This is a genomic window from Streptomyces sp. NPDC002845 (assembly GCF_053591955.1).
In genome coordinates this window covers 110,076-123,145 of sequence record NZ_JBSFUU010000023.1, presented here as the reverse complement: position 1 = coordinate 123,145, position 13,070 = coordinate 110,076, and the positions used below count along the sequence as shown (strand labels likewise).

At 71.6% G+C, this 13,070-nt stretch carries 9 protein-coding genes and 3 pseudogenes; 7 read left to right on the top strand and 5 right to left on the bottom strand.

Translation table 11 applies throughout. From position 1 onward, the window contains the following. Positions 1 to 81: 81 nt before the first annotated feature. A complete protein-coding gene (locus ACWD3C_RS18930; RefSeq protein WP_451145260.1) occupies positions 82 to 1,950 on the bottom strand; it encodes a type I restriction-modification system subunit M in 1,869 nt (622 codons plus the stop codon). A 128-nt stretch (positions 1,951 to 2,078) separates the two neighbouring features. Further along, complete coding sequence (locus ACWD3C_RS18925) at positions 2,079 to 4,337, bottom strand: N-6 DNA methylase (RefSeq protein WP_451145258.1); 2,259 nt, start codon at positions 4,335 to 4,337, stop codon at positions 2,079 to 2,081. Between the two features lie 185 nt (positions 4,338 to 4,522). On the opposite strand from ACWD3C_RS18925, the gene ACWD3C_RS18920 reads away from it, so the two are divergent. Continuing rightward, on the top strand, positions 4,523 to 5,089 hold the full coding sequence (locus ACWD3C_RS18920; protein WP_451145256.1) for a hypothetical protein: 567 nt from the start codon (positions 4,523 to 4,525) through the stop codon (positions 5,087 to 5,089). Positions 5,090 to 5,214: 125 nt separating this feature from the next. On the opposite strand, the pseudogene ACWD3C_RS18915 reads toward ACWD3C_RS18920, so the two are convergent. Together ACWD3C_RS18915 and ACWD3C_RS18910 are read right to left on the bottom strand one after the other, a co-directional pair. Continuing rightward, positions 5,215 to 5,328 (bottom strand): annotated as a pseudogene (locus ACWD3C_RS18915) (CDP-alcohol phosphatidyltransferase family protein); the annotation flags it as partial. Between the two features lie 309 nt (positions 5,329 to 5,637). Beyond that, positions 5,638 to 6,351 (bottom strand): annotated as a pseudogene (locus ACWD3C_RS18910) (CDP-alcohol phosphatidyltransferase family protein); the annotation flags it as partial. A 106-nt stretch (positions 6,352 to 6,457) separates the two neighbouring features. Between ACWD3C_RS18910 and ACWD3C_RS18905 the strand changes: the two are divergent. The 5 genes and pseudogenes from ACWD3C_RS18905 to ACWD3C_RS18885 form a co-directional block, all read left to right on the top strand. Then, positions 6,458 to 7,438, top strand: coding sequence for a zinc-dependent alcohol dehydrogenase (locus ACWD3C_RS18905; protein WP_451145254.1), 981 nt, complete (start codon positions 6,458 to 6,460; stop codon positions 7,436 to 7,438). 313 nt (positions 7,439 to 7,751) lie between these two features. Further along, positions 7,752 to 8,150, top strand: coding sequence for a 6-pyruvoyl trahydropterin synthase family protein (locus ACWD3C_RS18900; RefSeq protein ID WP_451145252.1), 399 nt, complete (start codon positions 7,752 to 7,754; stop codon positions 8,148 to 8,150). A 5-nt stretch (positions 8,151 to 8,155) separates the two neighbouring features. Continuing rightward, positions 8,156 to 9,367 (top strand): glycosyltransferase family 4 protein, encoded by a 1,212-nt coding sequence (locus tag ACWD3C_RS18895; protein ID WP_451145274.1) that lies wholly within the window; start codon positions 8,156 to 8,158, stop codon positions 9,365 to 9,367. Further along, positions 9,364 to 10,269, top strand: a complete 906-nt coding sequence (locus ACWD3C_RS18890) for a class I SAM-dependent methyltransferase (RefSeq protein ID WP_451145250.1) — start codon at positions 9,364 to 9,366, stop codon at positions 10,267 to 10,269. Before ACWD3C_RS18895 ends, ACWD3C_RS18890 begins: the two co-directional genes overlap by 4 nt. Next, positions 10,266 to 11,339 (top strand): annotated as a pseudogene (locus ACWD3C_RS18885) (lysylphosphatidylglycerol synthase transmembrane domain-containing protein); the annotation flags it as partial. The gene ACWD3C_RS18890 and the pseudogene ACWD3C_RS18885, both read left to right, overlap by 4 nt. A 77-nt stretch (positions 11,340 to 11,416) precedes the next feature. Here the strand turns inward: ACWD3C_RS18885 and ACWD3C_RS18880 are convergent. Further along, positions 11,417 to 12,262 (bottom strand): creatininase family protein, encoded by an 846-nt coding sequence (locus tag ACWD3C_RS18880; protein WP_451145248.1) that lies wholly within the window; start codon positions 12,260 to 12,262, stop codon positions 11,417 to 11,419. 78 nt (positions 12,263 to 12,340) lie between these two features. On the opposite strand from ACWD3C_RS18880, the gene ribA reads away from it, so the two are divergent. Continuing rightward, a complete protein-coding gene (ribA, locus tag ACWD3C_RS18875) occupies positions 12,341 to 13,006 on the top strand; it encodes a GTP cyclohydrolase II (RefSeq protein WP_451145246.1) in 666 nt (221 codons plus the stop codon). Positions 13,007 to 13,070: the final 64 nt, after the last annotated feature.

Below are 13,070 nucleotides of genomic sequence, written 5' to 3'. Positions count from 1 at the left end.
CCTGGCGCCGCCGGCACCAAGCCATCGCGACAGCCTGCCACCAGCAACGACACCGCCATCACGACCAGCTGTGATCAAGAACTACAGCTGCCGTGTCTTACCGTGGTCGATCCAGGCATCCGGCACATGCGGGTGCACCTCCCGCTTCAGGTACTTCTCCACGTCCTCACCCAACGGAACGTTCTCGTAGTCCCGCAGCTCCGAATCCGGCTCCGGCGCACCCTTGATCCGCTGCACCTCACCCTCCGGATCCCGCACCCCGATCGACTCCCGTACCGCCTTCGCGAACGGCGCCCCCGCCGGCCACAGCAGCCCGGCCGCCACCACCGCGTCCTTCAACGCCACCAGCGCGTCCGACTTCGTCCCCCACGACGAGCCCAGCAGCGCACGCACCGCCGTCACGAACTCCGCGCTCTGCTCCAGCCTCTGCACTGGCTTGGACGCGGCCAGCGTCGCCAGCGTCTCCTCCGTCACCTCGAACCGCAGCTTCAGCGGGCGCTCGACCGTGATCCGCTGGTAGCCGAAGTCCGAGTTCGAGAAAACCTTCACCTTGCCGTGGAGCGGGTGCTCCGGGTCACCGGCCACGGCGAGCGCGTCGCCGTACAGTCGCGTCACCGTCGCGATGTGGTCCTTGCCCAGTTCCTTGCGCTTGTCGCCCAGGGACTTGCGCATCTTCTGCCACTGGTCGCGGGCGTCCACCAGCACGACCTTGCCCTTGTGCTCCGGGTCCTTCCGGTTGGTCAGGATCCAGAAGTAGGTGGAGATGCCGGTGTTGTAGAAGAGCTGGTCCGGGAGGGCGACGATGGCCTCCAGCCAGTCGTTCTCCAGGATCCACCTCCGGATCTCCGACTCACCCGAGCCCGCCGCGCCCGTGAACAGGGGCGAGCCGTTGAAGACGATCGCGATGCGGGAGCCGCCCCCGCCGTTCACGTCCACCGGCTTCATCTTCGAGATCATGTGCTGGAGGAAGAGGAGCGAGCCGTCGTTGATGCGTGGCAGGCCCGCGCCGAAGCGGCCCGCCTCGCCCAGGGATCGGTGCTCGTACTCGACGTCCTCCTTCACCTTCTTCCACTCCACGCCGAACGGCGGGTTGGCGAGCAGGTAGTCGAACTTCTGGCGGGCGTGCCCGTCGTCGGAGAAGGAGTTGCCGAAGGCGATGTTCTCCGGGTCCTGGCCCTTGATCATGAGGTCGGAACGGCAGATCGCCCACGACTCGGGGTTCAGTTCCTGCCCGTACACCTCCACCGTGGCGTCCGGGTTCAGGGACAGGATGTGGTCCTCGGCTGCCGACAGCATGCCGCCCGTGCCGCACGCCGGGTCCATGACCTTGCGGACCGTGCCGGGGACCGTCAGCGCGTCGCCGTCCGGGGCGATCAGGAGGTTCACCATCAGCTTGATGACCTCGCGGGGCGTGAAGTGCTCACCGGCCGTCTCGTTGGACTGCTCCGCGAAGCGGCGGATCAGTTCCTCGAAGATGTAGCCCATGTTGTGGTTGGGCACGTTCTCCGGGTGCAGATCCAGGTCCGTGAACCTGCCGATGACCTTGTACAGCAGCCCCGCACCGTCCAGCCGCTTCACCTGCTGCGCGAACTCGAAGCGGTCCAGCACCCCGCGCGCGTTCTCCGAGAACGCCCCCACGTACACCGTGAGGTTCTTCGCCGCGTTCTGCGGGTCCGCCGCGATCTTCTTCAGGGTCAGGTTCGACCGGTTGTAGAAGGAGTGACCCGCGGCGCGGCGCAGCCAGTCGTCCGGGTCGATGTCGGTGTCCCTGTACTGCTCGGCCACGACCGTGACCTTCTCCCGCGTGGGCTCCAGTACGCACTCCAGACGGCGCAGCACCGTGAACGGCAGGATGACCTTGCCGTAGTCGGACTGCTTGTAGTCGCCGCGCAGGAGGTCGGCGACGGACCACGCGTGGTTCGCCAACTCCGTGTGCTTGCTGCTGTTCAAGGGACTCCCCGAGTTCCTTCCGTGACGTGTTGTGACGTGAGGTGACGTGCCGTGCCGTTTCGCCCCGCCGTCCCCCACGGCCGGGCACGTGCGGACAAGTGTGGTCGATGTGTGGAGGCCGTCGTGCCCTATCGGGACGACTTGCCCTTTTCGGTGTCTGGGCCGGTCCTGCCGGTAGTGGGTGAGGAGGCGGCTGTTTCCTCCGCCGGAAGCAGCTGGCCTCCCGTCAAGCCGCCCGCCAGCAGCCTCGCCGTCTCCTCCGCCAGCGCGGTCGCCCGGCGGGCCTGAGCCCGCAGCTCGTGCACGTGCCGGAACGCCTCCCCGTACCGCCGTTGATCCTCCAGCGGCAGCAACGGCACACGCAGACGGCCGGGGCTGACCTGGAGGACCGTACTGCCGCTGGACGCGCCCGCGATGTTGTCGTCCGCGCCCAGGAACCCGGCGAGGAACCAGGCGTCCAGCCGGGCCGGGTCCGGGCGGAAGAGGTGGAGGTGGAGGCCGAGCAGGGCGCCCGCGTCCTCCTCGCCCGCCACCCGCGCCATGGGGCCGCCCGGCTGGCCGACGCCGCTCGCGACCGCCCGTACGAGGACGTCCCCAGCGGCGACGACCGGTGCGGTGTCGCCGCGCAGGTCCGCCGGTGAGCCGGTCGGGCCCGTACCCCGTACGACGTCCGAGGCGGTGAGGACCCGGACCCGGACGGCATCACTCCCCGCGCCGTCCCCGAAGTCCGCCCCCTTCTCCGACTGTCGTGCCGCCGCCTCCGGGACGGTCCGCAGCAATGTCAGCGCGCCGCCGCGTGCCAGGTCCGATGCCGTGGCCGTGCGCCATGCCCGTGCCGGGTCCCCCGCCGTGCTCCAGGCCGCTGTTGCCGCCGCCCGGCCCAGGGATTCGGCGGAGGTGACGAGCGCGCCTCGGGTGGCGGTCACCTCGGCCGACAGCTCGGCGGGGTCGACGTCGGCCCGTGAGGCGCGTACCAGGCGGGCCGGGGTCAGGTCCACCGCCTCGTCGAGAAGGTCGACGACGGAGACCGCCCGAGCGAGGCCGGACTCGCCCTGGTAGGCGTCCGGGCTGCCGGTGAACGCCTCCCAGGCACCCAGCGCCTGTGCGGTGATCGCGGGCCAGTCCAGGGCGGCGGCCCGGCCGCCGGCGCGCGCACGCGTCTGCACGGCACTGGTGGTGCTGCGGGAGAAGTCCCCCGCGCCCCCGGCGTCCGCCGCGGGCCCCGCAGTGTCGACGAACAACACCGACTTCCGCTCGGGACCGCCCGGTTCGGGCCGCTGGAGGACCCAGATCTGCAGGCCGATGTGGAACGGTGCCGCAGCACCGGGGGGCAGCGCCAGTACGGCTCGCAGGGCGCCGCTGCGTACCAGCTCCGCTCGTACGCGCCGCCCCGACGCGCGGCCCGCCGTGGCGGGCGGCAGGATCAGGACCGCGTGGCCACCCGGGGTGAGATGGGCGAGCGCGTGCTGCACCCAGGCCAGTTCGGACTCGGCGCGGGCCGGGACGCCGTACGCCCAGCGGGGGTCGTACGCCAGCTCGGCATGGCCCCAGTCGCGATCGCCGTACGGGGGATTGCACAGCACGGCGTCGGCCACGAGGTCCGGGAAGGCGTCCGCGCGGAGGCTGTCCGCGGTGCGGACCGTGACCGTGGTCTTCGGTGCCGTCAGCATCAGGCCCACCGCGCTGCGCCGGGCCTGGACCGGGAGCGAGTCCTGGCCATACAGCTCACCCGCGCCCCGGCGGGCGGCGGCCGAAAGCAGGGTGCCGCTCCCGCACGCCGGGTCGAGCACGCGGGCCGGGACGCCGGGGACCAGGCGGGCGACGAGATCCGCGAGCGGGCCGGGTGTCTGGTAGGTGCCGCTGGCGGCGCTGTCCTCCAGCTCCCGTTCCGCGAGCACTCCCAGCGCCGCCTCGCCACCCTCGTCCCGTACGCACAGGAGCAGCGCACGCAGGACGGCGGTGTCACTCGCGGCGAAACGAACGGCGTCCGCGCCCGGCACGAGGTCGGCGAGACCGGCCACGGACGCGTCCGCGCCCGCGATCAGGTCCGCGTCCGGGAGATCGGTGAACGCGGTCAGCTCGTCCGGGGAGCGGCGTGCCGCCGCCAGGACGAGGAGCGGCAGGTCCGACGTGCCGCCTTCACCGCTCTGCGCGTGCAGCCGCAGCGTCGTGCGCAGTTCCTCGGAAGGGCTGGCCGCCGAGCTGTGACCGCGTGAGGCCAGCCACGAACGCACCGCCTCCAGGTCGTACAGCGGGCTGCTGTCCGTGCCTCCGGACGGGGGCGGGAAGTCGTCATGCCGACGGCGCCAGTTACTGACCGTGGCGCGGGTGACGCCCGCGATGCGGGAGATCTCCGCGGCGGTGACCTGGGCGGATGGCTGGGGCATGGCGAGCTTCCTGGGCCTCTCAGTAGCGAACAGCTAACAACCTACAGCGCTCGTCAAATCCGTCAAGGTGATTGACGGTGCTTTCACTGTCATGCTTGTCTGATGATGCTTCCGAAGTGGGCGTCGCCTCTCCGAAAACGGCTGAAGCGTCATGCCCTGACATGCATCGAGAACGGAGATCTGCCATGACCACACCGCCCCCGAACTACTCGCCCGGCAACGGCCCTCAGGGCGGCTGGGGCCCGGCCATGCCACCCGCGCCGTCTGCCCTCAAGGTCCCGGGGCGCGGCAGAGTCTGGCTCACGCACGGCGCCGTGGGCGTCGTGGCGCTGCTCGTCGGTGTGGGGATCGGTGCGGGCGGTGACGGAGGAGGTTCCGAGGGCTCCACCGACGCGAAGGCGGCCGGTCCCCAGCCGACCGTGACCGTCACCGAGACCGAACAGGCCGAGCCCGCCGCCACCGTCACCGAGACGGTCACCGCCCGGCCGAAGAAGACGGAGGAGGAAGGGCCCGCGGCCAGTTTCTCGGGCGAGGGTGAGTACCTCGTGGGCGAGGACATCAAGGCCGGCACGTACAAGACGGCCGGACCGGCAGACGAGTTCGGCTGCTACTGGGAGCGCGCCAAGGATGCCAGCGGCGAGTTCGACTCGATCATCGCCAACAACAACCTGGAGGGGCCGGGGCGGGTGACGCTGAACAAGGGCGAGTACTTCAAGACGAACCGGTGCCAGGAGTGGAAGCGGGTCGGCTGAGCCGCCGCCTGCTCCGGGTGTCGATCCCGGGGGTGTGGATCGCGCCGGGCTCGCTCCCGGGGTCGGCGACCCGGAGCGCGCGATGGATGTGCCCTCTGGGCCGGGGGCGGACCATCACCGAGGCCGGAGGCGTACGGGCTCAGCACCAGGATCAGGAACGCGTCGACCGCAATGTCGAAGCGGGCGCCCAGTGCGGACGAGGCGCCTGTACGGCGGGCGACCTTCCCGGCGGTCGTGTCGTGGCCCGGAACCGGAACCTGCGGCACCCGGCCCAGACCCGGACCTGAGTCACGCCACCCGGACCCAGCCCCAGACCTGAGTCACCCCACGGCGAGTTCGGCCTCCCGCCGGGCTTGGGATCCCACGGGGGCAGGGTGGGGCAGAGTGCCCGCGCTCCCGGAGTCCCCGGCCCTGCCGTCGGAGCCGGGTCGCGGCGCCGGTCGGGCGTTCGGGGCGCGCTCGGTCTCCGGGCTGTCGTCGGCGGTGGCGAGCTGTGCGGTCCTGCCTTCACGGACGGACCTGGCGAACGCGGCAGCTGAACCAGTGCGTTCCTCTCGGGTCCGCCACAGCCACCCGATGTCCCGCCCGAACGACCACACCAGCGACCCCAGGGCCACGGCGATCAGGGCGAACGTCACGCCGTACGGCAGCCAACCGGACGCGCCCACGAGCAGCACGACCCCTTGCACCGCCGCCACCGTCTTGCGGGCCATGCTCGGCGGCAGGGAGCCGTTCAGCCACGGCATCACCCGCGCGGCGGCCACGAAGCCGTACCGCATCAGGCCGATCAGCAGCACCCACGGGCCGAGCGACATCGAGACGTACACGCTCAGCACGAGGATCAGGAACGCGTCGACCTCCATGTCGAAGCGGGCGCCGAGCGCGGACGAGGTCCCCGTGCGGCGGGCCACTTTGCCGTCCACCCCGTCGAGGATGAGGGCGACCGCGGTCAGGCCGACGAACAGGGAGACCGGCGGAGAGCTGGAGAAGGAGTCGGCGACCAGGGCGGTGACCGCGCCGACGAGGACCGCCCGGCCCAGAGTGACGCGGTTGGCCGGGCCGAAGGAGCGGGGTCGGGTGCGGCGCAGTGCGCGGGTCAGGACCGCCCAGGTGGCGAGCGCGAACGCGAGGCCCGTCACCCAGCCCGCCGGGCCCATCCCGATCGCCGTGCCCAGGAAGGCGAGGAGCAGGAGCTGAGCACCCGCGCCCACTGTCGTCTCCTGGAGCAACAGTCGCGCGTCGTAAGTGTTGTTCAGGGCCACCGCATACCTTCCGAACGTGTGACAAGTCGATCTTCGCCGCGTACCGTGTGCGCGACTCCCACCGCTGCGTACGTGGAGAACCGCCCGACCGTTCACGGAGACGCACATGAAACACACAGCCCGTGCCTTCTGGCTCCGCGCCCCCGGCCACGGTGAGATCCGCGACGTCACCGTGCCGGAGCCCGCCGAGGGCGAGGTTCTCGTACGGGCGCTCTGGTCCGGCGTAAGCCGCGGCACCGAGACGCTCGTGTTCCGAGGTGGCGTGCCCGAGAACCAGTACGCGGCGATGCGGGCGCCCTTCCAGGAGGGCGACTTCCCCGGGCCCGTGAAGTACGGATATCTCAGCATCGGCCGGGTGGAGGAAGGACCGGCGGAACTCGTCGGGCGGACCGTCTTCTGCCTCTACCCGCATCAGACGCGGTACGTCGTCCCCGCGAGCGCCGTCACCGTCGTACCCGACCGCGTCCCCGCCGGGCGTGCCGTGCTCGCCGGGACCGTCGAGACCGCCGTCAACGCGCTGTGGGACGCGGCGCCGTTGATCGGGGACCGGATCGCCGTCGTCGGTGGAGGGATGGTGGGGTGTTCTGCCGCCGCGCTGCTCGCCCGGTATCCGGGGGTCCGCGTACAGCTCGTCGACGCCGATCCGGCGCGAGCCGCCATCGCCGGGGCGCTCGGCGTCGACTTCGCGCTCCCTGGCGACGCGCTGGGGGAGTGCGACCTCGTCGTGCACGCCAGCGCCACCGAGCAGGGGCTCACACGGTCGCTGGAACTCCTCGCGGACGAGGGCACGGTGATCGAGCTCAGCTGGTACGGCGACCGGCGGATCGGTCTGCCGCTGGGGGAGGCCTTCCACTCACGGCGGCTCACGGTGCGCAGCAGCCAGGTGGGAACGGTGTCACCGCGCGGCCGCGCCGGCCGCACCTACGCCGACCGGCTCGCCCTTGCCCTCGACCTCCTCGCCGACCCCGCCTTCGACGCGCTCGTCACCGGCGAGTCCGCCTTCGAGGAACTGCCGGACACCATGCCGAGGCTCGCCTCGGGGGAACTGCCGGGCTTGTGCCACCGGGTTCGGTACGACGCCGTCTGAATTCCCGGACATCACCGGGTTCGCCACGCCGCCGCCCGAACGCTTGGACGTCACCGGGTTCGCCCCGAGACCGGATAACGTCCGAACCCTCGGACGTCACCGGGTCCGCCCCGACACCCGACACCGTCCGAACTCCCCGGACGCCACCGGGCCCGAACGTCCGCCTTCGCCCCCACCCGTCCCTGAACAGCCCGAACGGAACTCTGACCTCCAGAGAAACCGCGAAAGTCGGCTGAACAACGGGTAGGGACCAGCCGTACTACACGGCATGCCCCGGCCGGGGGCAGACGCACCGCACCTGGAGGGTCGTCCGTTGTTCAGCATCACTGTTCGCGATCACCTGATGATCGCCCACAGCTTCCGCGGGGAGGTCTTCGGACCCGCGCAACGCCTGCACGGGGCCACGTTCCTCGTGGACGCCACCTTCCGCCGCGCCGAGCTGGACGACGACAACATCGTCGTCGACATCGGGCTGGCCACGCAGGAGCTCGGGGCCGTGGTGAGCGAGTTGAACTACCGAAACCTCGACAACGAGCCCGACTTCGCGAACACCAACACCTCGACGGAGTTCCTGGCCAAGGTCATCGCCGACCGCCTCGTCGAGCGGGTCCACAAGGGCGCGCTGGGCGAGGGCGCCCAGGGCCTGGCGGGCATCACGGTCACCCTGCACGAGTCGCACATCGCCTGGGCGAGTTACGAGCGTGCCCTGTGACCGACATGACCATCGACCAGACGTCCGTGAACACGTCCCGGGTGTCCGGCGGCGAGCAGCCGAGGCTCGACTACGTGCCCGTCCAGCACACCGCCCTCAAGAACGCCGACATCATCCCCATGTCCCTGCGCTCCGTGCACTTCGTGATGCCCGGCGGCGTCGACGACCTGGCCACGCCCAGCGGGGGCAACGCCTACGACCGCCGGATCTGCCTCGACCTGGCCGGCTTCGGCTGGCAGGTCCGCAAGCACCTGCTCGACGGCAGCTGGCCGAGGCCCGCCGAAGCCGCGCGCGCCGAACTCGCCCGTACGCTGCGGGAACTGCCGGACGGCACGGTCGTCCTCCTCGACGGTCTCGTCGCCTGCGGCGTCCCCGAGATCATCGTCCCCGAGGCCGAACGGCTCAGCCTGGCCGTGCTCGTGCACCTGCCGCTCGGCGACGAGACCGGGCTGGAGCCCCAGGTCGCGGCCGAGCTGGACGCCAAGGAGCGGGCGACCCTGCGGGCCGTGTCCGCCGTCGTCGCCACCAGCGACTGGGCGGTGCGACGGCTCGTCTCCCACCACGGCCTCGCCCCCGACCGCGTCCATGTCGCCGCCCCCGGCGCCGACATCGCCCCCCTCGCCTCCGGCACCGACGGCGTCTCCCGCCTGCTGTGCGTCGCCGCAGTGACCCCGCGCAAGGGACAGCACCGGCTCGTGGAGGCCCTCGCGACGGTCACCGACCTGCCGTGGAGCTGCGTGTGCGTCGGCGGTCTCCACCAGGACCCCGACTACGTGGGTGAACTGCGCGCGCTGATCAAGGAGTTCGGCCTCGAAGACCGGCTCCACCTCGTCGGCCCGCAGGCCGGCGCCGAACTCGACGCCAGCTATGCCGCCGCCGACCTGATGGTCCTCACCTCGTACGCCGAGACCTACGGCATGGCGGTCACCGAAGCACTCGCGCGCGGCATTCCCGTCCTGGCCACGGACGTCGGCGGGCTCCCGGAGGCCGTGGGCCGCGCGCCCGACGGCGGGGTGCCCGGCATCCTCGTACCGCCGGAGAACCCCGCGGCGATCGCGGCGGAACTGCGCGGCTGGTTCGAGGAGGCCGACGTGCGGCGCCGACTGAAGGCCGCCGCGCGTGGGCGGCGGGCCGCCCTGGACGGGTGGGCGGCGACGGCACGGAGCCTGGCCGGAGTGCTGGGGCGATTGCCAGGGGAACCCCGGAGGGCTGCATGAACACGACCACTTCCGCCGACGCGCGTCTGAGCCTGGCCGGGCGCGGCGAGGGGACCGGAGGTACACCCGAGGTGCACCAGTACGCGCCCCAGTGGCTGGAGTTGCGCGAGAGCGCCGATGCCGAGGCCCGGGCGACCGAACTCCTCGACCCGCTGCGGCTCCGCCTCGCGAACCTGCCTCGGCGGGCCGCCGGCCTGGTCGTCCACGACCTCGGCTGCGGCACCGGCTCCATGGGCCGCTGGCTCGCGCCCCTGCTCGACGGCGCCCAGCAGTGGGTGCTGCACGACCACGACCCCGACCTGCTGCACCTGGCCACCGTGCGGGCGCCCCGCACGGCCGCCGACGGCAGCCCCGTCACGGTCACGACCCGGCGCGGAGCCATCGGGGACCTGACGGCGGACGACCTGGCCGGCGCCTCGCTGGTCACCGCCTCCGCACTCCTCGACGTCCTCACGCCGGACGAGATCGAGGCGCTCGCCACGGCCTGCGTGGACGCCGGATGCCCGGCCCTGCTGACGCTGTCCGTGGCGGGCCGCGTGGAACTCACCCCGGCCCACCCCCTGGACGACGAGATCGCCGAGGCCTTCAACGCCCACCAGCGGCGCGGCGAGCTGATCGGCCCGGAGGCGATCACCGTGGCCTGCGAGGCCTTCGCCCAGCGGGGCGCGACCGTGAGAGTGCATCCGAGCCCCTGGCAACTCGGCCCCGAACACGCCGAGTTGACGGCGCAGTGGCTGCGCGGGTGGGTCGGCGCGGCGTGCGAGCAGCGCCCGGAACTCGCGGCGCGTGCACAAACGTATCTGGCGGAGCGGCTGGCAGCGTGCGCGGCAGGTGAGGTGCGGGTGGTGGTCCACCACAGCGACGTCCTCGCCCTGCCCCGGCCGACAGGCGGGATCTCATGACGGCGCCGGTGGAGGAGTTGGTCGAGGGGCACCGGCGGGCGAACGGGGAGCGGGTACGGCGGCCCCATGCCGTGCGTACCCGCACGATGCCGGGTGACGTACACGTACACACGAGTACGGCGCCCCCGGCCCCGGCCATCCAGCTTCAGCCCGCCTCGCCGGCCCTCGGACCCTCCGCCACCTCACGACCGGCCCGCTTGGCCCGTTCCCTGCGCACCCACCTCGGCACCCTCGCCGGCACCGCCATCATCGCCGTACTGGTCTGGCGGCTCGGCACGGGCGTGTTCCTCGACGGGCTGCGGCGGATCGACGGCGGGGCCATGCTCGTGGCGGTCGGGATCGGCGTGATCACCACGGTGTTCAGCGCCTGGCGCTGGTGCGTGGTGGCCCGCGCGCTGCGGATCCGGCTGCCCTTCGGCCCGGCCGTGGCGGACTACTACAGGGCACTCTTCCTGAACGCCGCGCTGCCCGGCGGTGTCCTCGGCGATGTGCACCGCGCGGTACGCCACGGGCAGAGCGAGGGCGACCTCGGGCGGGGTGTCCGCGCGGTGGTGCTGGAGCGGACCGCGGGCCAGGTGGCGCTGGCCGCGGTCGGCACGGTGGTCCTGCTGACGCTGCCCTCGCCGGTACTGGCCCAGACCCGCAACGTCGGCGCCGTGCTGGCGCTCGCCGCGCTGGGCGGGCTCGCCATCGTGGCGGCGGTCCGCATGGGCCGGACGCCGAGCGGCACATCACGCCGGGGCCGTGCCGTGCGCGCCCTGCTCGCCGAGGCACGCGAGGCGCTGCTCTCGCGCGACAGCCGGCCGGGCGTCCTCATCTCGTCCGTCGTGGTGCTCGCGGGACACGTGGCGATGTTCCTGCTCGCCGCCCGGGTCGCCGGATCGGCCGCGTCCGCGGTCGAGCTGGTGCCCCTCGCCCTGCTGGCCCTGCTGGCCATGGGACTCCCGCTGAACGTCGGCGGCTGGGGCCCCCGGGAAGGCGTCACCGCCTGGTCCTTCGGCGCGGCGGGCCTGGGCGCCTCCCAGGGGCTGACCGTGGCCGTGGTGTACGGGGTGCTCAGCTTCGTGGCCGCGCTGCCCGGTGTCCTCGTACTCGTCGGACGCTGGTACGCGTCGCTGCGGGCGACGCCCCAGGAGCCCCGGTCGCGTCAGACAGCGTGCGGGGAATCCACCGAAGAACCCTCCGAGGAAACCCCGGACACCCCCGAGGGATTCGCCGGGGCGTCCGAGGTGACCACCGACAGGTACGCCCCGAAGGCGTCGACCAGCCCCGCCAGCAGCTCCTTCCCCTTCGCGGCGGACGCCATCGAAGGACGGCCGATGACACCGGACTCGGTGTAGGCCGACATACCGAGGGAGAGCAGATGACGGCGGTCGTCGGCAAGGAAATCGGTGGACTCGTAACCGGGCCGGACCAATTCGGGATGGCAATGCAGAAGTATGGAGGTCTCTATTTCTCCCGCATGCATATCACTGAGCAACGAGGTCTGCACGCCCGCCCGTTCGCGCGCGGCGTCCCAGTCCTCCAGGGCCGGGAAAAGAGCCATGCGTTGTCCTTCGGCCGTGGATTCCTGGACGAGATTACCCAGGACGTAATTCCCGCCGTGCCCGTTGACGACGACCAGCGCGTCGACGCCCGACCGGCGCAGGGACGCCGCAATGTCCCGTACCACCGCGTGGAGGGTCACCGAGGAGATGCTGACCGTGCCCGGCCAGGCCGCGTGCTCGTGCGAGCAGGACATCGTCACCGGCGGCAGCAGACGCACGGGATACGCAGCGGCGACCTCCCGGGCGATCGCGCAGGCCACGAGCGTGTCGGTGGCCAGCGGCAGATACGGGCCGTGCTGCTCGAAGCTGCCGACGGGCAGTACGGCGACCTGCCGCGCCGCGTCCGCTCCCCGCGTCCGTACGTCCTCGGTGGTGTCCGCCGGTACCAGAGCGGATACCGTCGGCAGCGCCCCCTGCGGCGTCGGCTGCGTTCCCGAACTGCTCATGTTTTCACGGCCTTTCGTCTCTGCTGATGCTCCGGCATTTTCGCATGACGCCAGGGCTTACCAGATAGGAACCAGATCATGACAGAAAATGTTGGCGTACTCGGTGCCAATGCCCAGTCCGCCGGTGCCGTACGCGTGGTGAATGCGCCCCTGCCCACCGTGTACGGCGACTTCGAGGCCGTCGGTTACCTGGACCAGGACCGCGGCGAGGAACAAGTGGCGCTGGTGTACGGCGACATCGACGCCGTCGGCGGAGAGGGCATTCTCATCCGGCTGCACTCGGAGTGCCTGACCGGTGACGCCTTCGGCTCCCAGCACTGCGAGTGCGGCGAGCAACTCGCCAGCGCGCTCCGGGCGATCGCCGCGGAGGGCCGCGGCATCCTCGTCTACCTCCGGGGACACGAGGGCCGGGGCATCGGTCTGCTCGCCAAGCTCCAGGCGATGAAGCTCCAGTCGGAGGGACTCGACACCGTTGAAGCCAACCTCGCGCTCGGCCTGCCCGTCGACGCGCGGGACTATCGGGTGGCCGCGGAGATGCTGCACGACCTGGGTGTGCGGTCGGTTCGGCTGATGTCGAACAATCCACGCAAGCGGGAGGCGCTGCTGCGGCACGGGATCAAGGTGGCCGAGCAGGTGCCGCTGCTGATTCCGCCCTGTGAGGACAACATCACGTATCTGCGGACGAAGAGAGAGCGGTTGGATCACTATCTGCCGCACTTGGATGCGGTGGTGCGGTCGTCCTGATGCTGCGATGCTGCGGGTCGTCAGTGGCTGAGCGCGCAGTTCGCCGCGCCCCTCAAGGGGCGCT